16 protein-coding genes and 1 tRNA gene are annotated in these 20,199 nt (G+C 75.7%); 8 read left to right on the forward strand and 9 right to left on the reverse strand.

What is annotated here, in order from left to right; genetic code table 11:
• Positions 1-18 precede the first annotated feature (18 nt).
• Positions 19-831, forward strand: coding sequence for an SAM-dependent methyltransferase (locus AC2A1K_RS09585; protein ID WP_483896082.1), 813 nt, complete (start codon positions 19-21; stop codon positions 829-831).
• A 7-nt stretch (positions 832-838) separates the two neighbouring features.
• Positions 839-1,570, forward strand: a complete 732-nt coding sequence (locus tag AC2A1K_RS09590) for an enoyl-CoA hydratase (RefSeq protein WP_483896083.1) — start codon at positions 839-841, stop codon at positions 1,568-1,570.
• 8 nt (positions 1,571-1,578) lie between these two features.
• Here AC2A1K_RS09590 and AC2A1K_RS09595 read toward each other — a convergent pair whose 3' ends face one another.
• Positions 1,579-3,030 carry an HAD-IB family hydrolase gene (locus AC2A1K_RS09595; protein WP_483896084.1) on the reverse strand — a complete coding sequence of 484 codons (1,452 nt, stop codon included), beginning with the start codon at positions 3,028-3,030 and terminating at the stop codon, positions 1,579-1,581.
• Between the two features lie 28 nt (positions 3,031-3,058).
• A complete protein-coding gene (locus AC2A1K_RS09600) occupies positions 3,059-5,437 on the reverse strand; it encodes a glycerol-3-phosphate 1-O-acyltransferase (RefSeq protein ID WP_483896085.1) in 2,379 nt (792 codons plus the stop codon).
• 207 nt (positions 5,438-5,644) lie between these two features.
• On the opposite strand from AC2A1K_RS09600, the gene AC2A1K_RS09605 reads away from it, so the two are divergent.
• Positions 5,645-6,658, forward strand: a complete 1,014-nt coding sequence (locus AC2A1K_RS09605; RefSeq protein ID WP_483896167.1) for an alcohol dehydrogenase — start codon at positions 5,645-5,647, stop codon at positions 6,656-6,658.
• A gap of 18 nt (positions 6,659-6,676) precedes the next feature.
• Here the strand turns inward: AC2A1K_RS09605 and AC2A1K_RS09610 are convergent, their stop codons facing one another.
• The 5 genes from AC2A1K_RS09610 to AC2A1K_RS09630 form a co-directional block, all read right to left on the reverse strand.
• Positions 6,677-7,798, reverse strand: a complete 1,122-nt coding sequence (locus AC2A1K_RS09610) for a glycoside hydrolase family 18 protein (RefSeq protein WP_483896086.1) — start codon at positions 7,796-7,798, stop codon at positions 6,677-6,679.
• 17 nt (positions 7,799-7,815) lie between these two features.
• Positions 7,816-9,159 carry a hypothetical protein gene (locus AC2A1K_RS09615; RefSeq protein WP_483896087.1) on the reverse strand — a complete coding sequence of 448 codons (1,344 nt, stop codon included), beginning with the start codon at positions 9,157-9,159 and terminating at the stop codon, positions 7,816-7,818.
• A 183-nt stretch (positions 9,160-9,342) separates the two neighbouring features.
• Positions 9,343-9,416: transfer RNA gene (locus tag AC2A1K_RS09620), tRNA-Pro, on the reverse strand.
• Between the two features lie 23 nt (positions 9,417-9,439).
• The gene (locus AC2A1K_RS09625; protein WP_483896088.1) at positions 9,440-10,426 is read right to left on the reverse strand and encodes a metallophosphoesterase; all 987 of its coding nucleotides are present in this window, start codon (positions 10,424-10,426) and stop codon (positions 9,440-9,442) included.
• Entirely contained in the window at positions 10,423-12,795 is a 2,373-nt protein-coding gene (locus AC2A1K_RS09630) for a penicillin-binding protein (RefSeq protein ID WP_483896089.1), read from the reverse strand. Before AC2A1K_RS09630 ends, AC2A1K_RS09625 begins: the two co-directional genes overlap by 4 nt.
• A gap of 318 nt (positions 12,796-13,113) precedes the next feature.
• Here AC2A1K_RS09630 and AC2A1K_RS09635 point away from each other — a divergent pair, with 318 nt between their 5' ends.
• On the forward strand, positions 13,114-13,482 hold the full coding sequence (locus tag AC2A1K_RS09635; RefSeq protein WP_483896168.1) for a WhiB family transcriptional regulator: 369 nt from the start codon (positions 13,114-13,116) through the stop codon (positions 13,480-13,482).
• 24 nt (positions 13,483-13,506) lie between these two features.
• Here AC2A1K_RS09635 and bagB read toward each other — a convergent pair whose 3' ends face one another.
• Both bagB and bagA read right to left on the reverse strand, forming a co-directional pair.
• Entirely contained in the window at positions 13,507-14,727 is a 1,221-nt protein-coding gene (gene bagB, locus AC2A1K_RS09640; RefSeq protein ID WP_483896090.1) for an ATPase BagB, read from the reverse strand.
• On the reverse strand, positions 14,727-15,743 hold the full coding sequence (bagA, locus tag AC2A1K_RS09645; RefSeq protein WP_483896091.1) for an ATPase BagA: 1,017 nt from the start codon (positions 15,741-15,743) through the stop codon (positions 14,727-14,729). Before bagA ends, bagB begins: the two co-directional genes overlap by 1 nt.
• A 95-nt stretch (positions 15,744-15,838) precedes the next feature.
• Here bagA and sp36 point away from each other — a divergent pair, with 95 nt between their 5' ends.
• The 4 genes from sp36 to AC2A1K_RS09665 all read left to right on the forward strand — a co-directional run bounded on the left by sp36 (position 15,839) and on the right by AC2A1K_RS09665 (position 20,170).
• The gene (sp36, locus tag AC2A1K_RS09650; protein ID WP_337704865.1) at positions 15,839-16,006 is read left to right on the forward strand and encodes a Sp36 family protein; all 168 of its coding nucleotides are present in this window, start codon (positions 15,839-15,841) and stop codon (positions 16,004-16,006) included.
• Positions 16,003-16,470, forward strand: coding sequence for a RidA family protein (locus tag AC2A1K_RS09655; RefSeq protein ID WP_483896092.1), 468 nt, complete (start codon positions 16,003-16,005; stop codon positions 16,468-16,470). Before sp36 ends, AC2A1K_RS09655 begins: the two co-directional genes overlap by 4 nt.
• Positions 16,471-16,611: 141 nt before the next feature.
• Positions 16,612-17,223, forward strand: a complete 612-nt coding sequence (locus tag AC2A1K_RS09660; RefSeq protein ID WP_483896093.1) for a hypothetical protein — start codon at positions 16,612-16,614, stop codon at positions 17,221-17,223.
• On the forward strand, positions 17,216-20,170 hold the full coding sequence (locus tag AC2A1K_RS09665) for a hypothetical protein (RefSeq protein WP_483896094.1): 2,955 nt from the start codon (positions 17,216-17,218) through the stop codon (positions 20,168-20,170). The genes AC2A1K_RS09660 and AC2A1K_RS09665 overlap by 8 nt, the downstream gene beginning before the upstream one ends.
• The last annotated feature ends 29 nt before the right edge of the window (positions 20,171-20,199 follow it).

Below are 20,199 nucleotides of genomic sequence, written 5' to 3' on the forward strand. Positions count from 1 at the left end.
GGCCCGGGGGGAGGGACCGTGACCGGACTGCATCCCGCCGGCGAGATCGGCGAGGAGGACGAGGAGACGCCGCCGAACATGGCGCGCGTGTTCGACTTCGCCCTCGGCGGCACCGAGAGCCTCGAGGTGGACCGGGAGTTCTCCGCCGAGGTCGAAGCGATGATGCCGGGGATGCGCGGGCTGTGCCGGGCCCATCGCCGGTTCTCCGCGGCGGTCGTGGACCACTGGTGCGCCGAGGGACTCGACCAGTTCCTGGAGCTCGGGTCCGGCCTGCCGACCGTCGACCACATCCACACCCGCGCCCGCCGGACCCACCCCGGGGCGCGCGTGGCCTACGTCGACCGGGACGGCCGGACCGTCGCGCACGCCCGGCGCCTGCTCGAGAGCGAGGAGGGCGTGTCGGTCCTGCACGCCGACGCCGGGGACGCGGCCGCGGTGCTCGCCTCGCCCGAGGTCCGCGAGGTTCTCGACCTCACCCGCCCGGTCGGGCTGCTCGCCGTGGGCGTCCTGCACTACCTGCACGACGACGCGGCCGCCGCGCAGGCCGTGCGCGTCTACACCGCGGCGCTGGCGCCCGGGAGCGGGCTGGCCGTCTCGCACCTGACCTCGGCGGCGCGCGACGACATCGACACCTGGGCGACGATGACCCACGGCGGCTGGAGCTACGCGCCGCGTCTGCGCAACCCCGAGGGCATGGCCCCGTGGCTCGACGGACTCGCCGTCGTCGGACCCGGCTGGGTGTCCGCGCCCGACTGGCGCCCCGAGCCGCCGGTGCCCGGCCCGGAGATCACAGGGAGCGGGCTGTGGGGTGTGGTCGCGCGGCGGGGATGATGGCCCCGTGATCGGTACCCAGCGCCACGACGCCGCGGTCCACGAGATCCGCATCGACCGCACCGAACGCCGCAACGCGCTCGACACCGCGCATTGCCGCGACCTGCACGCCGCCGTCGACGCCGCCGTCGCCGACGGCGCCCGGGCGCTCGTGCTGACCGGCGAGGGCACCGCCTTCTGCTCGGGCGCCGACCTCGACACCGTCGGCGACCCGGACTTCCTCGCCGCGCTCTACGGCATGCTGCACCGGCTCGTGGAGATCCCCGTGCCCGTGGTCGCCGCGGTGCACGGCCCGGCGATCGGCGCGGGCACCCAGCTCGCGCTGGCCGCGGACCTGCGCGTCGTCGACGCCCCCGGCGCGTTCGGGCTGCCCACCGCGGCCCTCGGCCTCGCGGTCGACCCGTGGACGGTGCGCCGGCTCGCCCTCGTCGCGGGCGGCGGTGCGGCCCGGCGGATGCTGCTCGCCTGCGAGCGCCTCGACCACGACGCCGCCCGCGCGGCCGGTCTCGTCGACCGCGTCGGCGACCGCGGCACCGCGCTGGCCTGGGCGACCGAGATCGCGGGGCTCGCCCCGCTCACGCTGGCCTACAACAAGCTCGCCGTGGCCCGCCTGCTCGAGGAGGCGCCGGTGCCCGACGAGGTCGCCGCGGCGTTCGACGCCTGCTGGGCGAGCGAGGACCTCGTGGAGGGCCGGCGAGCGCGCGAGGAGAAGCGGGCGCCGGTCTTCCGGGGTGCCTGACGGCACGCTCACACGGCGGAGCCACCCGGCCAGTGCGCCAGCGTGTGGAGGTACTGCTGGCGTACACCCTCGATGCGCTCGTCCAGGTCCTCGCGGGTCCAGTCGGACAGGTCGATGGGTGGCAGCACGGCGACCTGCACGACGCCCGGGTGGATGATCATCGCGTTGCGGCTCATCAGCTCGCCGGTGTTGCGGAACACGAGCGGGACGATCGGCACGCCGGCCTGCATGGCCAGGTGGAACGCGCCCTTCTTGAACGTCCCCGGTGTCGGCGTGGGCGAGCGGGTGCCCTCCGGCGCGATGACGATCGACGTCCCGGCGCGCAGGCGCTCGACGGCAGGCTCCAGCGCCTTGCGGGCCGCGGCGTTGTCGGCGCGGTCGATGAACGCCGTCTCGAGCAGGCGCATGAGGCCGCCGAAGAGCGGGTCGTTGGCGAGCTCCTTCTTCGCCACCGGCGCGAAGTTGCCGCGCAGCAGCCCGCCCAGGACGAGCACGTCCAGCTGGCTCTGATGGTTGAACAGGAACACCGCGGGCTGCGCGTCCCAGATGTGGCGGGCGCCGTGGACGTCGAGCGAGACCCCGCTCGCCATCAGCGAGAGATCGCCACCCAGACCGATGCCGAGGTTGAGCCCGGCGCGCCGGGAGCCGCCGAGCAGCCCCAGCCCCAGACCGGTCGCGAAGCCGCCCATCATCCCGGCGAACGTGGCGGCGGTGCGCGCGATCTCCACCGGCGTCGTCCACGGGCGGCCCGTGAAGTCGAGGGCAGGCCAGCCCCGCTCGGCGGCGGCGCGGCGCAGGCCCGCCGACGGGTTGACCGCCGCGGGGTGCGCCACCGTGGCCAGGAACGGCACGTCCTCGCCGCCGTTGGAGTAGGCGAAGCTCGCGTCGAGGTCGACGCCGTGCGCAGCGGCGAACTCCTTGACCGCCGCGGCCTTGCCCTCGCCGTAGGGGGAGCGGCCGTCGGGGCGGCCGGTGAGCGTGCCGTCCTCGCCCACCTCGACCGCCGTGTAGATCGTGTGGTCGACGCCGAGGGCCTTGGCCGCGGGCTCGACCTGGAACCGGGTCGCCGAGCTCGCCAGCACGACGGTGTGGCCCTTCTCCAGGTGGGCGCGGATCAGTCGCCACGACTCCGGGTAGACGCTCGGGCCGATCTCGTCGCGGAAGAGCTGGTTGCCGATCTTCTCGAGCTCCTCGGGCGTGCGGCCCGCCCACGTGCGCAGCGTGATGCCGAGGAACTTGCGGAAGTCCTCCTCCCCGTGGAGGCCCTGCCAGCCGCCGGCCAACGTCTCGATCGTCGTGCGGGGGTGCAGGTCGAGATGCTTGACGTGGTGACGCAGGAACGCGGTGACCGAGTAACCGGCGATCACCGTGCCGTCGAAGTCGAAGAACGCGCCCACCTCGGGCCCGTCGGGCGCGGCCTCCACCGCGTCCATCAGGCCCTGCACGGTGGCCTCGTCCATGGTCCGGCTCCGCTGCGCTTCGCGTCCTTCAGGGTCGGACACCCGCGGACTCCTGTCGGTTCGTCGCGTCGGTCTCGTCGATGGCCACGACACGTTCCACGACCCCGCGGATCTCGGCGGCGAACGTGCGGCGCCGGGCCGCGAGGTCGGGGCCCCCGTCGGCGGGGGCGCTGTCCGGGGTGAGCAGGCCCCGGTTCGAGGCCAGTCGCAGCGCCGAGGTGAACAGCTCCCGCGACAGCGACTCCGGCCCGTGCAGCTTGCCCTGCAACAGCAGCTGCTGCCCGACGGCGGCGCAACGCTCGAGCAGTCGGTCCTGGTCGACGGGGGTGTCGGGGTCGTGCTCCGCGAGGCGCTCGGCCACCACCCACTGGGCGTCGACGAACGAGCGCAGCACGCGGTGCGCGCAGAGGAAACGGCTCTGGCGCAGCAGCTTGCGGGTGCGCGCGATGTCGTTGTCGTCGGAGCGCCAGTCCGGGTCGATGAGGGCGAGCTCGTTGATCAGCTCGGCGCGGAAGGTCTCCTTGCCGGGGAAGAAGAACTCGTACTTCAGCAGGTCGCGCAGCTCGAGCGCGGCCTGGAAGCCCTTCGCCAGCGCCTCGCGGCCGGTCAGGTCGCCGACGTCGAGGATCGCGAGCTCGACGATCGCCCGGTTGACGAAGTGGTGGATCGCGGAGTTCCGGTAGAACGCCGCGACGATGTGGTGGCCGCTCTCGACCGAGAACACCGGCTCGGAGCCCTCGGTGTAGGCGCTGACCACCTTCTCGCGGCGTAGCGACAGCAGGGCCTCGGCGACGCCGCCGTTGGTGCGCAGCGACGCGATGCCGGTGTGCGGCAGCCCGCGGGCGTCGACGTAGTCGAGGACGGGCTCGACCACCCGGCGGACCTGCGACAGGGTCAGCGCGCGGTCACGCACCCCGAGCAGGGCCAGCGCGGCGAGCGCGATCGGCGTCACCGGGGTCACGCGGTTGATCCGCACGAAGACCTCGAACGCGGTCTTCTGCAGCGCGAGCCTGCGCACGGGGTCGTCCTCGACGGCCGCGTCGGGGTCCGATTCCGCGCGGGCGTCGAGCGCGGGGTCTCCTGCCCCGGACAGTGCGGCCCGCAGCGACAGCGGCTCGCCGAAGCTCACGTGCACGCCGCCGACGGGCCGGCGCTGCGCGCGCGCGTAGCCGGCGAGCCAGCGCAGGCCCTCCGGGGTCTTCGGGGCGCCGGTCTGCTCGGCGGCCATCTGGTGCACTTCCTGGAGCTGGTCGTGGATGATCGACACCGGGACGAGGTAGACGTCCCCGGTGCGCCGCCGTTCCACGGCGCTCGCCACGTCCGAGAGCAGCCCGTACTTCGGTGGGCGCAGCTTGCCGGTGCGGGTGCGCCCGCCCTCCATGTACCACTCGAGGTTGAAGCGCTTGGCGCACAGCCACGAGAAGTACTCGCGGACCACGGTCTTGTAGACCGGGTCACCGCCGAAGCTGCGGCGGATGAAGATGATCCCGCTACGCCGCGCGAGCTGCTCGAGCCCCAGGATGCGCAGGTTGTCGCCGCCCAGGACGTGGTTGCGCGGGAAGTCGTTGCTGCGCAGGACGTCGGCCAGGACGAACGGGTCGGTGTAGCTGCGATGGGACGGCAGGAACACCAGCGCGTGCTCGGCGTTCAGCTCCCGCAGCGGCTCGAGCCCGGCGGTGTCGGCGTGCACCGTCCAGGCCTTCTCGTGCATCGGGCGCAGCACCCCGGAGAACAGGTCGACGGCGGCGGGGTCGAGCGACGCGACGATGCTCTCGAGGTCGGCGGCGGCCTCGGTGGCCACCTCGTCCTCGGGTCGCCCGGTCGCCTCGGCCAGCCGGCGGATCTCCCGGCTGAAGTGCGCCGACCCGACGATCTGGCCGGCGACCTCGCGCGGGACCTTGAAGCGGTTACCGGTCAGGGCCCGCTCGGCGCGGTCGAGCGCGAGCGTGGCCTGCCGCGCCACGAACCGCACGAAGTCGGCCGTGTCGATCGCCGAGCGCTCGCGGCGGTGGCGGCGCATCAGCTCGCGGACCGTCGCGGGCCTGCCGACGACGACGCGGTGGTGCTGCGGGCCCCGGCGCGCGGCACGGGCCTTGGCCCGCAGCGCCCAACCGCGCGTGAGGACGTCGGCCAGGCGCAGCAGCGTGCGGTCGGGCTCCGGGTCGGCGGACCAGACCACGCGCACCGGCACGAGCAGCGCGTTGTCGCCGCGGGTCAGCCGGGCGGCGAGCTGCTCGCCCTCGGCCGGGAGCACCTCGAGGCCACGCCCGTTCGCCGTCCGGGGCCGGACCCCCGCGAGCCAGCGGTCGACCAGGCGGCGCTCGACGTTGGAGGGGGCGTCGACGAGGACGACCAGCGGCCGGTCGCCCGAGTCCGGGAGCGTCGCCGTGTCGTCCAGCGTGCTCAACGCCGCACCTCCACCCTCGCGACGTCGCGTGCCCCGACGACGAGCTGCCCGCCGCCGCAGCTCCTGGTCCGTCCGGACCCTACCCGGTGGAGTCGTGCGCGGACCTCCTGTGAGCGTCGATCGTCCACCGCGTGCGCTCGGGTATGCACGGGTACGCACACGGCAGTAGTCGATCGTCGACAGCCTGAGGAGTACTTCGTGCCCACCATGCGCGCCGTCCAGGTCCCGCACGCCGGGGGAGACCTCGAGCTCGTGGAGCGGGAGGTCCCGACCCCCGGTCGCGGCGAGGTCCGCGTCCGCGTCGAGGCCTGCGGGGTCTGCCACAGCGACATGTTCGCCAAGGAGGGCGTCATGCCGGCGACGCCGTTCCCGATCGTGCCCGGCCACGAGGTCGTCGGGCGTGTCGACGAAGTCGGCCCCGACGTGCTCGGTGACTGGACCGCGGGCGACCGCGTCGGCGTCGGCTGGTTCGGCGGTGCCTGCCACCACTGCGACGCCTGCCGGCGCGGCGACTTCATCACCTGCGCGAACGGGCGCATCCCCGGCGTCACGTTCGACGGCGGCTATGCGGATGCCGTCGTGGTGCCCGCCGACGCGCTCGCGCGGGTGCCCGACGAGCTCTCGGCCGAGGAGGCCGCGCCGCTCATGTGTGCCGGCGTGACGACCTACCACGCGCTGCGCTCGAGCCCGGCGCGTCCGGGGGACCGGGTCGCGGTGCAGGGCGTCGGCGGGCTCGGCCACCTCGGCATCCAGTTCGCCGCGCGCATGGGCTTCGAGGTCGTCGCGGTCTCCCGTGGCCGCGACAAGGAGGACCTCGCCCGCAAGCTCGGCGCCCACGACTACATCGACAGCGAGGCCGCCGACCCCGGCCAGGCGCTCGCCGAGAAGGGCGGCGCCGCGATCGTGCTCGCCACGGCCACCAGCGGCGAGGCCATCTCCGGGCTGATCCCGGGCCTGGACCGCCGCGGTCAGCTGCTCGTCGTCGGCGCGGCCGAGAGTCCGCTGCAGGTCGACGCGATGAGCCTCATCGCCCCGGTCGCGAGCATCGCCGGCCACGCGTCGGGCACCTCGATCGACTCCGAGGACACCCTGCGCTTCGCACGGCTGACCGACGTCCGTCCGATGATCGAGACGATGCCGCTCGAGCGGGCCGCCGAGGCCTACGACCGGATGATGGCGAACGACGCGCGGTTCCGGATGGTGCTCACCACGCGACCATGAGGTCCGGGCCGGTGATCGTCAGGCCGGCGCGGTGAAGGCCTGGGTGATCCGCGTGAACGCCCAGGGCGCCTGCGCGATGCCGCTGCAGTCGTCGGCCTCGTCCTCGGTGCCGGGGCAGGAGCCGTTGTCGCGGGCGAGCGCCCAGAACCCGACGCCGCCGTAGCCGTTGCCGCGGGCGTCCTCGACGACGGCGCGGGCGTCGTCGGGCGAGGTGGTCATGTCCATGTCGTTGCGCCCGAGCATGAACGTCACCCCGGTGCGCCGGCGCACATCGGCGGGCTCGCTGCCGGGCCACATCGCCTCGAGCTGGCCGACGGCGCTGCGCGCGGCACCGATCATCGCGTCGGCCCACGAGCCCTCGTACTCGAAGTTCATGACCATGAGGTTCACCCGCGCCGCCACCCCGGCCCTCGTGGCGGCCTGCACGAGGTCGCGGGCGTCCTCGCTGAGCCCCTCGGACACGCCGTCGACCTGCACGGTGAGGGTGACCCGGGTGCCGCGTTGCTGCTGGAGCAGGGCGAGCGCCTCGGCGATCCGCTGCGAGGACACGGTGCGGCCGCGGTCGGTCTCGACGTCGACGTCGAGGTGGTCGGTGCCGACGGCGTCCAGGGCGGCGGCGTAGGCGCGCGCCAGCGACGGGGCGTCCGGGCAGGCCTTCTCGAGGTAGTCGCCGAGCGCCCCGCCCGACGAGACGGTCATCCGGCCGCCGCGCTGCTTCACGCCGGCGATGCGCCCCATGACGGCGGGGTCGCGCAGCGCCGTGGTGCCGCCCCAGGTCGGCGTGCACGACCCGTCGGTGCCCGCGAGGACGAAAGCGAGGACGACGTCGGCGTGGCCGGTCGCGTCGGCCATGTCGGTCATCGTGGGCAGCGGAGGGGTGGTCAGGTCGACGTAGGGGGCGAACGCGACGTCGGGCAGCGGTCCGTCGGGCGCGGCGACGCCGGGGCGGCGGGGGGCGTCCGCCGTGCTCCCCGCCGTGCTCCCCGCCGTGCTCCCCGCCGTGCTCCCCGCCGTGCTCCCCGCCGTGGCCTCCGCGAGCGCGGGCTCGGGTGTCGGCGTCTCCCCGGTGATCACCGGCGCGGTGACGAGCACCGCGACCAGGGCGGCGAGCAGGCTGGCGCGCAGGGACGGTCGTGCCACCGGGCGCCGGGTGCGGTTCAGGCGCCCGCGACGTCGTCGACCACGGCGTCGTCGTTCTCGGGCTCGTCCGGCACCGCGGCCGGCGCGGGTGCCACACGGGGCTGGACCTGAGGCCGGGCGGCCGGGACCTCCGGGGCCACGACCACCGGGCGCGGCGTGGTGCGGGACTCCGGCGCGGTGGTCGACCGGGGCGTGCTGCGCGTGGTGGTCGCGCGCGCCGAGCGCTTCGTGGTGGTCGGCTCGACCTCGGCGACGTTGCGGGCGTCGACGGTCGGCGGCGCCTCCGTCGGGGCGGGCGGGGCCAGGGTCGGCGTCGGGAGCGGCGTCGGCGAGGCGGTCGGCCCGACCGGGCCCGCCACCGCGCCGACGGCCACCACGCCGACGTAGGACGCGCACACGGCCGTCGCGGCGATCGCGGCGAGGCGCCAGTGCTTGGCCCGGCGCCCGGTGCCGTCGGCGAACACCGGCGTCGCGGGCCCCTGGTCGGCGACGCTCGGCGCAGGCGGGGCGAGGAGCGCCCGGTCGGCCCGGCGCCGGCCGCCGCCCGGCTGGGAGCTGATCAGCGTCGTCGTCGACCGCGCGGCGATCTCGGACGGGTCGGACCGGCGCGCGGCGGGGCGCGGGGCGGGACCGGCCGGCTGCTCGGTGCCGACGACCGCTGTCGCCGGGGCGTCGGTGCCGGCCCGTGTCGTGGCCCGTGTCGTGGCCCGTGTCGTGGCCCGTGTCGTGGTCGTCGGTGGGACACCGGTCGCCGGGGTGTGGCCGGGCGTGGGCGGGGCGGTCGGGGTCGGCCGCGGCGTGCCCGGGGCCTGCGGGGGCACGACGCCGGTCGGTGCGGGATGCACCGGGCGGGGGAGGGGAGACACGCTCGGCAGCGCGGGGTGGCCGCCGGGACGCGCGGGGGTCGCCGGGCCCGGCATCGACCGGCGCTCCGGTGCGCGGCGGGGCGCGGGCACGGCGCTCGTGCGGTCGGGCGAGACCGTGGTCTCGAGGGGGCGCGGGCCCACGGTCGGCATCACGGTCGGCATCACGGTCGGCATCACGGTCGGCGCGGGCGACTCCGCGGGCGTCGTGGCGAGGATGTCGGCCAGGCGCGGCGCGCGGCGGGGCTCGTCGTCGCGGCCCCGGGCCGCGCGCTCGGCGTGGGGCGCCTCCGGGAGGTCCGGCACGGCGCGCAGGCGGCGGGACGACCGGTCGGACGCGGACGGGAGATCCGGGCCGAGCGCGGTGCCGGCATCGGCGTGCCGCGCGTGCCGTCCGTCGGCGGGCACGGCGGGCACGGCCGGTGAGGCGGGCTCGGCCGGTGAGGCCGGCGCGGCATGGCGGCCCGCGGGCGGCAGCGAGTCCCGTCCGTGTCGCATGAACTCCCCGATCGTGTGACAGCCCTCCGACAGAGTGATGCAGAAGGACCATCGTCGGTCGACATGCTGTCGTTACCGGACGGAGACCGCCACGGGGGTGATGCCGACGAGGGAACGAACGTCACTGCTCCGGAACGACGAAGGCCCTCATCCACGCGGTGGATGAGGGCCTTGACGGCGGTGTCGGGGTGGCGGGATTCGAACCCACGGCCTCCTCGTCCCGAACGAGGCGCGCTACCAAGCTGCGCCACACCCCGGAGGCGATCGCGCAGCGCAGACTCTACCCGTCGGCCCCCGAGCGGGCCGACGGGGGATGCCCCTCGCGCACGCCCACGCCCCCGCGCGCGGATCCCTCGCCCTGGCCGCGCGGTACGAGCTCGAGCAGCGTCGCCTCGGGACGGCACGAGAAGCGGGCGGGCGCGTACGGCGAGGTGCCCAGACCGGCCGAGACGTGCAGTCGCATGCGCTCCCCCCAGCGGGAGGCGCCGCGTGCCCGGGAGCGGTCGAGGCCGCAGTTGGTGACGATCGCGCCGTAGACGGGCAGCCGCAGCTGGCCGCCGTGGGTGTGGCCGGCGAGCACGAGGTCGTAGCCGTCGGCGGCGAAGGCGTCGAGCACCCGTGGCTCGGGCGAGTGGGTCAGCCCCAGACGCAGGTCGTGGGGCTCCTCGGCGGGGCCGGCGATGCGGTCGTAGTCGTCGCGGCCGATGTGGGGGTCGTCGACGCCGCCGGCGACGATCCGCACGCCGTTCACGGTCAGGGTGTGCCGGGTGTGGGTCGCGTCGAGCCAGCCGTGCTCGAGGAAGGCCGCCCGCAGGTCGCGCCACGGCAGCTCGGGGCCGAGGACCCGGTGCTGCGGGCGGAACAGGTAGTGGCTCGGGTTCTTGGGCTTCGGGCCGTGGTAGTCGTTGCTGCCCCAGACGACCAGGCCCGGCGCGTCGAGCAGCGTGCCGAGCGCCCGGAGCACCTCGGGGACGGCCCGGGGGTGGGACAGGTTGTCGCCGGTGTTGACGACGAGGTCCGGCTCCAGAGCGGCCAGGCTCTCGACGAACCGCCGCTCGAAGCGCTGCCCGGGACGCAGGTGCAGGTCGGACAGGTGCAGCACCCGCAGACTGCGGCCGGCGGCCGTCGCGGGATCGAGCACCTCGAGCCGGGCCCGGCGCACCGCGAACCACTGCCGCTCGATGCCGACGGCGTAGCCGAGCCCCAGCGCGCCCGCGGCGGTCACGCCGGCTCCCACCCGCAGCGTGCGGCGCAGGAGCCCGCTCATCCGCCTCCTCCGTTCGCCGCGCCGGCCAGCGGCGGCCCGGTCGGCGGCGAGGGGGCCGCCGGGACCGTCCCGTTCGACACCTGCAGGGTCACGACCTGGTCGGGCAGCACCGAGCCCCGCGGGTTCTGGCCGACGACGGTGCCCGCCGGCGCGCGGTTGCCGACCTGCTGCTGCTGCACCTGGAAGCCGGCGTCCTGCAGCTCCTCGGTCGCCTCGTCGACCTGGTCGCCGACGACCTCGGGGATCTGCTCGTTCGAGCCGCCCTGCAGGTAGCGCGGGCTCGTCGGCGGCAGCGGCGCCGACGGGAGCGGCGCGAAGACCGGGTTCATCGCCTTGAACCAGGTCCGGGCCGGTGTGGTGCCGCCGAAGAGGTTGCCGTCGCTGCACGGGAACGGCGGGCTGTCGCCGCCGCCGTCGCAGAGCGTCCGCGGGGACGAGGAGTCGTCGAACGTGATGACCGCGCCGGAGTACTGCGTGTTGAAGCCGAGGAACGCCGCGGAGCGGTTGTTCTGCGTGGTCCCCGTCTTGCCCGACAGCGGCCGGTTCCAGCCGTTGGCCGAGGCCGCGGAGGCGGCGGTGCCGCCGGGCTGGTCGTCCTTGCTCAGCCCGGTCATGAGGGTGTCGGCCAGGGCGGGGTCGACCACCTGCTCGCACGGCTGCTCGGCCACCGGCACCGGCGCCCCGCTCGAGTCCGTGACCGACTCGATGGGGCTCGGCGGGCACCACATGCCGCTGGAGCCCAGCGTGGCGCCGACGTTGGCGAGCTCGAGCGGGCTGGTCGGGGTGACGCCGAGGGTGAAGGAGCCCTGGTTCTGCGCGCGCGCGGTGTCGGCGATCGACGTCCCGCTCGGGCCCGGGTCGGCGAGCGAGCGCAGGCCGAGCTTGACGGCCATGTCCACCACCGGCGGGACGCCGGTGGTCTCCATGAGCTTGACGAACCCGGTGTTCGGCGACTGCGCCAGGGCGTCGGTCATGCTCAGGAACGGGGCGAGCCCTTCCTCGGCGTTGCGCACCGGGAACGGGCGACCGGAGCCGTCGCGGTAGATCGGCGACGCGTAGCCGTCCGGCGGGATCGGCATCTGGTAGTTGATGCCGAGCCCTTCCTCGAGCGCGGCGGCCGCAGTGAAGATCTTGTAGGTCGAGCCGGCACCGAGGTTCACGGGCTCCCAGGGCAGCCCGTAACTGGTCTCGAGGGCCTCGCCGTCGACGCCGAACACGCGGTTCGCCCCCATCGCGACGACGCGGTGCTTCTCCCGCCCGGGCTGCACCGTCGCCATGACGTCGGCGACGTTGCGCTGGCGCGCGGGGACCTCGTCGTTGAGCGCCTGCTGCATGGCGTTCATGGCGTTGCGGTCGAGCGAGGTGCGGATGGTGTAGCCGCCCCGGTTGACCTGTTCGGACGAGATGCCCGACTCGCCCAGGTAGTCCACGACGTACTTGCAGAAGAACGCGGCGTTGCCGGCACCGATGCACCCGTTGGGCGGCGTCGCCAGCGGCTCCACGATCCCCAGGGGCGCCGCGACGGCCTCCTGCGCCTGTTGCTGGGTGATCATGCCCTGGCCCAGCATCTGGTTGATGACCTCGTTGCGCCGCCCGGTCGCGGCCTGCGGGTGGCGCGTCGGGTCGAACTGGGTCGTCGACTGCACCATCCCGGCGAGCATCGCCGACTGCGGGATCGTCAGGCGGTCGGGCGTGGTGTTGAAGTACGTCCGCGCCGCCGCGGCGACGCCGTAGGAGTTGTTGCCCAGGAAGACGATGTTCAGGTAGCGCTCGAGGACCTCGTCCTTGGCCTCGCGCTTGGTGCGCCCGGAGGCGAGCTCGCGCTCGAGCTGCAGGGCGACGCGGACCTCGCGCAGCTTGCGGGCGTAGGTCGGCTCGGTGGCCTGCAGCCGCTCGGACTCGGTCTGCGCGGTGACGTAGAGCTGGTAGTTCTTGATGTACTGCTGCGTCAGCGTCGAGGCGCCCTGCTGGGTGGAGCCGGCGGTCTGGTTGGTCACCAGCGCGCGCAGCGTGCCGGTCCAGTCGACGCCGTCGTGGTCGTAGAACCGGCGGTCCTCGATGGCGACGATCGCCCCGCGCATCGCGGGCGACATCTGCTGCAGCGAGACCGGCGTGCGGTTCTGCTCGTAGAGGTAGGCGACCGGGGCGCCCTGGTTGTCGGTGACGGTGGTGACACCGGGCAGCTGGCCCGCCGCGAGGTCCGAGGACGTCGCGTTGACGGTGTCGCTCGCGTCGTTCGACAGCAGGCCGACGCCGCCGACGAACGGGAAGGTCATCCCGGCCACGATCACGCCGGCGACCAGGCAGACCGCCAGGAGCTTCGTGATCGGCCCGACCTTCGCACCGATGCTGCGTCCGCCCCTCGCCACGGCGACGAGGGTACGCGGTCGGGGGTGTGTCTCCCGTCGGCGCGGACGCGGCACGCCGCGGCCGCGCCGTTCGCGGGGTGCGACCCGGCGCACACGGTTCGTCACGGATCCTTCCGATTCGATTGTGGGGGGAACCGTGCGCTCCTAGAGTGCGTCAGACCCCAATGACGGGCCGGCCGCGCCCGGGGACCGATCCGGAGCGCGCACGGGGACCCACCTGCGGGGAGGTGTGTCCACGGACGAGGGGCCCGCACGGGGAACAGAGGGTGGGGACACGACGTGACCAACGAGTCGACGGCTCCGAGCTCAGCGACCACGATCGACTGGCGGCACTCCGCGCGCTGCCGTGACGAGGACCCGGACACCCTGTTCGTGCAGGGCGCCCTGCAGCGCGACGCGCGGGAGGTGTGCCGGGCCTGCCCGGTGCGCACCGAGTGCCTCGCCCACGCGCTGGACAACCGCGTGCGCTTCGGGGTCTGGGGCGGCATGACCGAGCGCGAGCGGCGCGCGCTGCTCAAGCGGCGCCCGGACGTCATCTCGTGGGCGGCGCTGCTCGAGTCGGCGCGGCGCGCGGCGGCCGCGAGCCCTCCGGCCAACCCGAGTGCCCCGGCGGCGCGCCGCACCGCGCGGCCCGCCCGCCCGGCGGCCGGCCCCGCGGAGGCGTCGCCGGACGCCGCGGCGGGCTGAGGTTCCTCTTTCCTCAGGGGTCCCTCAGGACGCCAACCGGCGGCCGATCTCGCGCAGACCGTCGAGGTCGTGCACGTCGGTGGCCATCGCGGGCACGTCGATGATCGGCACCGTGGGGTGCGCGCGCGTGAAGCGCCCCAGCACGCGGCGCTCGCGCTCCGCGGTCTCGACGCGGTCGGCGTGCAGACGCAGCACCGCGGCGGCCAGCGCGTCGTTGCGGGACGGAGCATCCAGGCGAGCACCCCGAGAGGGGAGCTCGACCCGATCACCGTGCGAGGCCTCGAGCGTGTCCGCGCCCTCGCGCGCCCGCGCACCCGAGAGGGTGCTGTGCACCGGGTGGGTGCGGTTGAGCACGAGGCCCGCGAGCGGCATCTTCTCCGCCGACAGGCGCTCCACGAAGTAGCTGGCCTCGCGCAGGGCGTCGGGCTCGGGCGCGGCCACCACGACGAACGAGGTCCCCGGGGCGCGCAGCAGCTGGTAGGTCCTGTCCGCGCGCTCCTGGAAGCCGCCGAACAGCGTGTCGAAGGCCTGCACGAACGCCGAGGCGTCCGCGAGCATCTGCCCGCCGAGGATCGTCGAGACGGCCTTGGCGAACAGGTTGAACGTCGAGCCGACGAGCTTGCGGAACGCGTTCCCGCCGGCGCGGGCCGGCGCCGAGAGCAGTCGGATCATGCGCCCGTCGAGGAAGGACGAGAGCCGCTGCGGGGCGTCGAGGAAATCCAGGGCCGAACGCGACGGCGGGGTGTCGACCACGATGAGGTCCCAGTCGCCGGTGGCGGTCAGCTGCCCGAGCTTCTCCATCGCCATGTACTCCTGCGTTCCGGAGAACGACGTGGAGATGGTCTGGTAGAAGGGGTTGTCGAAGATCGCCTGTGCGCGCTCCGGCGTCGTGTGCCCGGAGACCATCTCGTCGAAGGTCCGGCGCATGTCCAGCATCATCGCCTGGAGCTCGCCCTCGGACGCTCCCGGCGGCAGCGCGCCCGGCACGGTGCGCGGCTCGTTGTCGAGTTCCTCGAGCCCGAGCGACTGGGCCAGCCGCCGCGCCGGGTCGATGGTCAGCACCACGACGCGCCGGCCCTGCTCGGCGGCCCGCAGGGCGAGCGAGGCGGCGGTGGTCGTCTTCCCGACCCCGCCCGAGCCGCAGCACACGAGCACCCGGGTGGAGCGGTCGGCGAGCAGCGTGTCGAGGTCGAGGTGGCGGGGCCGCCCCGAGCGCGCGGTGTCGGGGCGTCTCGTGTCGGCCATCAGCGCACCCCCTGCTCGCGGAGCAGCTCGGCGAGCTCGTAGATCCCGCCCAGGTCGACGCCCTCGGTGAGCTCGGGCAGCTCGAGCTGGGGCAGCCCGGCGTCGTCCAGCCCCGCGCGCACGGCGGCCTCGACCTGGACCCGCTCGGCGTGCTCGACGGTCTCGCTGACCAGCCCGTCCACCTCCTGGTCCTTGAGGAACAGCCCCGCGGCCTCCAGCCCCTCGCGCAGCCCGGCCCCCAGGTCCGCGCCGGTGGCGGCCCCGGTGAGCGCCGTGACCGGCAGGCGCGACGGCCGGACCCGGTTGACCAGCACCGCGCCGATGGGCAGCCCGGCCTCGCGGATCTCGTCGACGGTGTCGAGGGTCTCCTGCACGGGGAGGTCCTCCAGCTGGGTCACCAGGTGCACCGCGGTGCGCCTCGAGTGCAGCAGCTCGACCACGCCCTCGCTCTGCGAGTGGATCGGGCCGGTGCGGGCGAGTGTGCCCATCGCCTTGGTGACGTCGAGGAACTTCACGACCCGCCCGGTCGGCGGGGCGTCGAGGACGACCGCGTCGTAGAGCGGGACCCGGCGGCCACCGCGGCGGTCCTCGCCGACGGTGCGCCCGACGCACTCCTTGACCTTGCCGGTCAGCAGGACGTCGCGCAGGCCGGGGGCGAGCGTGGTCGCGAACTCGATCGCGCCCATCCGCCGCAGGGTGCGGCCGGCGAGACCGAGGTTGTAGAACATCTCGAGGTACTCGAGCAGGGCGGCCTCGGCGTCCACCGACAGCCCGCGGACCTCGCCGCCGTCGGGGGCGACGGCGATCCGTTGCTCGGCGTAGGGCAGGGGTGGGGTGTCGAAGACCTGGGCGATGCCCTGCCGGCCCTCGACCTCGACGAGCAGGGTCCGGCGGCCCCCGGCGGCCAGCGCCAGGGCCAGGGCCGCGGCCAGCGTCGTCTTGCCCGTGCCGCCCTTGCCGCTCACCACGTGGAGCCGGGCCTCGGCGAGGGCGGCGGGCCAGCGCTGATCGGTCACGCATCCACCCTAGGCCCGGTCGACGGGGCTCGCGGCCGGTGCGCACCGGGGTCCGGGTCACAGCGGCGCGGGTGGCCTTCTCTACCCTCGCCGACATGAGTGCGGACGCCGTGAAGTGGGAGTACGCAACGGTGCCGTTGCTGACCCATGCGACCAAGCAGATCCTCGACCAGTGGGGTGAGGACGGGTGGGAGCTGGTCACCGTGCTCCCCGGGCCCACCGGTGAGCAGCACGTCGCCTACCTGAAGAAGCCGCGGGGATGACCGGTGCAGGCGGTCCGCGGGAGGCGCTGCGGTCCCTCGGGCTGGAGCTCCCGCCGGTCGCGGCGCCGAAGGGCGTCTACGTGCCGGCCAAGCGCACGGGCAACCAGGTGTGGACCTCCGGGCAGCTGCCGCTGGTCGGCGGCGAGCTCCCGGCCACCGGGCTCGTCGGGGCCGACGTCGCCCCCGACGATGCGGCCGCCTACGCTCGGATCGCCACGCTGAACGCCCTGGCCGCGATCGACGCGCTGGTCGGTCTCGAGGCCGTCGCGTCGGTGGCCAAGGTCGTCGGCTACGTGGCCTCCGCGCCCGGGTTCGGCGGTCAGCCCGGTGTGGTCAACGGTGCCTCGGAGCTCCTGGGCGCGGTCTTCGGTTCGGCGGGCGAGCACGCCCGCTCGGCGATCGGAGTCGCGGCGCTGCCGCTGGGTGCCCCGGTCGAGGTTGAGGTCGTCGTCGACCTCACGTGAGCTGGCAGCGGACCCGCCCGGCACCCCGGGCGGCCGAGCGGTGGATGCCGCGGGTGGATCGGAGCGCAGAGCGTGGAATCGAGGACCGGGAACGGATCCTGGACCGAAGCCGAGCGGTCGTGTCACGACGTCCTCCTGGCGATGGCCGGACGACTGCCGGACCGCCTGCTCTGGCGTCTGCGGGACTGGCTGAGCTGCGGTGCGCACGTCGCGCTGCGCACCGCGCTGCCCCGGGCGCTGCTGCGGCACCGCGTCGGGGTCACCGAGGACGAGCGGGCGCGCCTGCGCGCCGCGGTGCTCGCCTGGGGCGGGCCCGCGCGGCTGGTCGACGCGGTGCTGCACGTCGACGCCGCGCCCGAGCCGGCCGTGACGTTCACCGAGCCCGCCTCCGGGCCCGGGTGGGACGACACCGACCTGGTGCTGCGCGCCCTGGCCCCCGTGACCGCCGGCGTCACGGCGATCCGGCGGGCCTGGCGCTCGGGGTCCCACACGCCGGTGCGGATCGTGCTGGTCACCGCCGACGGCTCGGCCGACCGCGCAGCCCTGGCCGGCGCCGTGCAGCGCGCGCTGCGGGCCCGCGGCGAGGCCGACCCGTGCGTCGAGGTGCTCGGCGCGTCGACCGCGGCGCCGCCCTACCACCGGGCCGCGCTCGACGCCTCCGAGGTGCTGTGGCGCTCCAGCGAGGGCCGAGTGCCGTCGCCGACCCGTGCCGGGCTCGGCGCCCAGGCCGGGGAGCTGGTGGGCCATGGCTGAGCGCGACATGACCGGCGAGGACCGCCCGGACCTCGACACCTCCGGGCTCGCGCGCCGACGCGCCGAGGACCCGCCGCGCATCGGGCGGTTCGGCTTCGGGGAGCTCGGCGGGCTCGGTGAGCTGGGCGGTCTCGGTGAACTGGGCGGTCTCGGTGAGCTGGGCGGTCTCGCCGGCGGCGGTGGCGACCTGGCCAACCTGCCGCCGTGGTCGGTCCGCGACGACGGCGCGGGCAGCACCGGTGGGACTGATGGCACTGGTGGCACTGGTGGCGCCGAGCGCCCCGACCGCGATCCGGTCGCCCTCGCCGCCTGGCGCCGGGTCGCCGAGCGCCGCCGCCGGCGCGCCTCGGCGATGCCGGCCGAGCCGAGCGAGCAGGCCGGGCCGAGCGAGCAGGCCGGGCCGAGCGAGCAGGCCGGGCCCGTCCACGAGTCGTCGGACGCCCTCACCCCTGCCGTGCCTCCCGCGGAGCCGATGTCGCAGCGGATGCTGGCCGAGCAGGCCCTGGCGGCTCTGGAGCGCGCGGCGCTCGAGGACGAGGTGCCGCTGGTCGAGGACGTCGGCGACGGTGACGATCACGTCGCCGAGGAACTCCCGGAGCCCGTCGAGCCCGCTGAGCCCGTCGCGCCGCGCGACGACGCGGCCGGCGTGTTCGCCGGCATGGCCGCGGCCGCACCGGGCGGTGGGAACGACCGCGTCACGCCCACCGACGACGAGGGCCTCGAACCGTGGCTCGGCTCCCGCCCCGTGGAGGCCGAGGCCCGCGACGCGCAGGCCGGTCCGCCGGGGCGGCCGCCCGGACCCCCGACCACGCGCGGCGGTCACGACCCGCGGCCCGGTGGCGGCCCGTCCGAGCCGGGCGGACGCCACGAGGTACTGCTCTCGCTGGCCGGACGGATCGACGACGACGCGTTGACCTCGGTGCGCGAGCTGGTCGCCGTGGAGGACGAGGCCGCTGCCGCGGAGCTGCTCGGCGGCTGCCTGCTGGCGGCGGGCGCGGGCGTCACGGCACGGGAGCACGCGGTGCTCGGCCGCTGGTTCGCTGCGTCCCGCGTCGATCCCGAGCTGGTCGACGCCCTGCCCCGCGACCCCGAGGCCGACCGGCGCGACGAGCACCGCTTCACCGCCGACCCGCCGTCCGGCACCGCCGTCGCGGGCGGGGCGGGCGAGGCCGTCGCCCGCGCCGCCGCGCGCCTGCCCGGCGTGCAGCGCGTGCACCAGTGCTGGCGCACCACGCCCGCCGGCACGGCTCCGGGGCCCGTGCCCCACCGGGTCGTCCTCGTCGAGACGCACTCGCCCGACGACTGCGAGCACGTCGCCCACCACGTCGCCCACGCCGCCCGCGAGCACGGGGCCGTGTCGGTCGAGGTCTTCGCGGCGGGCGCCGAGCTCCCCCCGTACCACCGCGCCGCCGTCCGCGCCGCCCGTCCGCTCGACTCGGCGCCCGCCTCGAGCCCGGGAACACAGGCCTCGACGCCCACACGGACGGCGCCGGCGGCCTCGTCGGCGCTCTCGACGAGCGGCCCGGCGAGCCCGCTGCGCCCCCGTCGCCCGGACCCGGCGCCGTCGTGGCGCCGCGGCGCCGAGGACGTGCCGCCGTTCGGTGTCCCGGCACACGCCGCGTCCTCCCCGGCCCCCGGTGAGCCGGAGGCGCCCGACGAGGACGCCACCCGGGTCGGGGGCGCCGACGAGGAGTACCGCACGGTCGCGTCGGCCGGTCGGGACCCGCTGGAGCGCACGGCGCTGTTCGCGCCGCCGGAGGGGCGTCTCCCGCGGCGCGAGACCGGCGAGACGGACCGCCCGTCCTCGGTGACGCCGCCGACAGCCCGGCCGCCCGCGACGCCCCCGGCCGCGGGCACGGGGCGCCACGACGCCCCGTCGGCGACGCCCGTGCCATCCGTGTCCTCCGCCCCGGCCGCCCCGGCCGCCCCGGCCGCCCCGGCCGCCCCGCCGGAGCCCGAGCCGACACCGGAGCCGGAGCCGCGGTCGGCGGAGTCCGTCGCCCCGGAGGAGCCCGCGCCGGTCGATCTCGATCCCGACGTCACCGCCGAGCGCATCGCGGCGCTGTGGCGTGTGCCGCCGCCCGACGAGATCCTCTCCGACCAGCACCCGATCTCGGCGTGGAGCGAGGGCGCGGTCGGCCCCACCTTCGGTCCCGGCGAGGACGAGCCGGTCACCACGGCCCGGGAGTTCTCCGCGGCGCGCGGCGGCGAGGCCCCGGTCGACCCCGACGCGGCCACCGGCGACATGCCCGCCGTCGGACCGCGGCCCGAGCCCGGCCCGCAGAGTCCACCGGAGACGGGTGCCGTCGACGGGCGGGTCCGGCGCGCGAGGCACAGCCGCGCCGAGACCGGCGAGTTCGAGATGCCGGTCGATCGGGCGTCGGAACCGCAGCCCGACCCGCCGACCCGGGCCGCTCCCGCCCCCACGAACGGCCACCGGCACGGCCCGGAGGCCGACGCCCACGACCGCTCCGGCGACCCCGCCACCGGCCCCGTCGAGCGCCCGGAGGCCCCGCACCCGCCGCGTGCTGGGCCGTCCGGGCCGTCGGAGCCGTCCGCGCCGTCCGCGCCGAGGCCGCCCGCCTCGTCCGGGCCCGACTCGTTCGACGTGCAGCTCTCCGAGCGCGAGCGCGAGCTCCTGGCGCGCCTGCACGAGGAGCTGGCCTCCCGCGAGCGTCTGGCGCCCGACTCCCCGGACCCGCTGCTCGGGCGCCCGCCCGAGGCCCCGTCGGGGCCTCCGCCGGGCTCCGAGGACGCCACGGCACCCCGACCCCGTCCCGGTGGTCCGCAGCACGGACCGGGTCGCCCCGGTCCGTGGCCGGGCCCGCCCCCCGGTGTCGCCGGCACCAACGGCGCCGGCACCAACGGGCACGGTCCCGTCAACGGTCACGGTCTCCCGCATCGACGGGATCACGACGACGAGGACGGCCCGCCGCACGGCGCCTGAGGTCGTCCCGGCGACAGGAACGGCCTCCA

This window comes from Actinomycetospora sp. 2LY8.5, from assembly GCF_057180585.1.